The 1,366-nt window shown below is 40.2% G+C and carries 1 protein-coding gene; it reads left to right on the top strand.

The window, feature by feature from the left end; all coding sequences use genetic code 11:
* Nucleotides 1-85 precede the first annotated feature (85 nt).
* On the top strand, nt 86-1,126 hold the full coding sequence (locus AB4263_RS24050; RefSeq protein ID WP_102333785.1) for an IS110 family transposase: 1,041 nt from the start codon (nt 86-88) through the stop codon (nt 1,124-1,126).
* Nucleotides 1,127-1,366: the final 240 nt, after the last annotated feature.

The following is a 1,366-nucleotide window of genomic DNA, read 5'->3' as shown; positions in this document are numbered from 1 at the left end:
TTAGATGCCCACTATAGATGTATGGACTCCTCTCCCCTCGGGGACTACGTTATAAATACACCTGTAAAAATAGTGGAGCTCAGATATGGAAGAGAATCTAATACTTGCCATCGACCTAGCGAAAAACTCATTTCAAGTTTGCTATATGAGAATCAATGGTGAAGTTCTCATGAACAAAGCTATCAGCCGTACTAGTTTGATCAGACTGCTAACTGGAAAGAAGAAGTTTTCTTTAGTGGTCATGGAGGCTTGTGGTGGTGCTCATTACTGGGCTCGCTTAGCGAAGAAAAATAATTATGAAGTTAAAGTCATCCCACCTCGTGCAGTTAAAGGTCTACAACTCAAACAGAAAACGGATAAGAATGATGCTTATGCGATAGGAGTTGCCGCTCTACTTCCTCATATATCTAGTTGCAGTCAGATGTCTGAAGAAGAGCAAGGACTACAGTGTTTGGATCGTGCTCGGGCATTACAGATAGCCCAACGAACAGCACTTAGTAATCAAATGCGTGGGTTCTTAATGGAATTTGGCATCGTTTTGCCCAAAGGAATAACTCCTTTAGCAAAACGGATCCCAGAAATATTAGAAGATGCAGAAAATGGGTTACCAGATTGTTTACGCCAAGTACTCGCATCTCAATCTGATTTATTAGCTATGTATACAGAACAAATAGAATACTACGACGGTTTAATTACAGAGCATGTCAGTCAAAATAAAATCTGTAAAAAGCTTAGTAAACTAGAAGGAGTTGGGCCAATCGTAGCATTAGGTCTAATGGTACGTTTAGGTAATGGTAAAGAATTTGTTCGAAGTCGAGATGCGTCTGCTTGTATAGGATTAACGCCTAAACAACACTCTACTGGCGGTAAAGAGCGTATAGGGCATATTTCTAAAAGTTGCGCAGATAAGCGTTTGAGAAGCCTCTTGTATCAAGGAGCAATGTCTATAGTGTACAAAGTTACACTTCGAGCACCAACAACAGAAAAAGAACGGTGGTTAAAATCTATGATAGAGCGACGTGGTAAGAAAATAGCTGCTATTGCTCTGGCAAATAAGACGGTTAGAACCGCCGTTGCACTCATAAAAAGTGATAGTGAGTATCACCCATTGGCGATTCAAGCATAAGTAGTGTCAATCAAATTTTAATTCAATGACTTGCATAAAATAAAGCGATAATACAACCAATGGAATTCAGATCCGCACAAAAGTACTTAGATACTGCGCTATAGACTCGGACCATTGGAGCGAACACATCAAAGGGCAGGAGTAGCTCTCCAATAAGAGCCCGTATATAAGTGCGCAACTATCGTTCTATTTTAAAAGGCATTGATTAAAACGAGGAGTCCATATAAGTGCGGAGAGTAC

Origin of the sequence: Vibrio sp. 10N.261.55.C5 (assembly GCF_041470505.1) — a bacterium.
Lineage (GTDB): Bacteria > Pseudomonadota > Gammaproteobacteria > Enterobacterales > Vibrionaceae > Vibrio > Vibrio crassostreae_C.
Note: the sequence above shows the minus strand (reverse complement) of the source record. Positions and strands in the feature narration are given on the sequence as shown.

Excerpts from the sequence above, each read along its gene's own strand:
- AB4263_RS24050 (WP_102333785.1), top strand. The coding sequence starts at position 86 with ATGGAAGAGAATCTAATACTTGCCATCGACCTAGCGAAAAACTCATTT.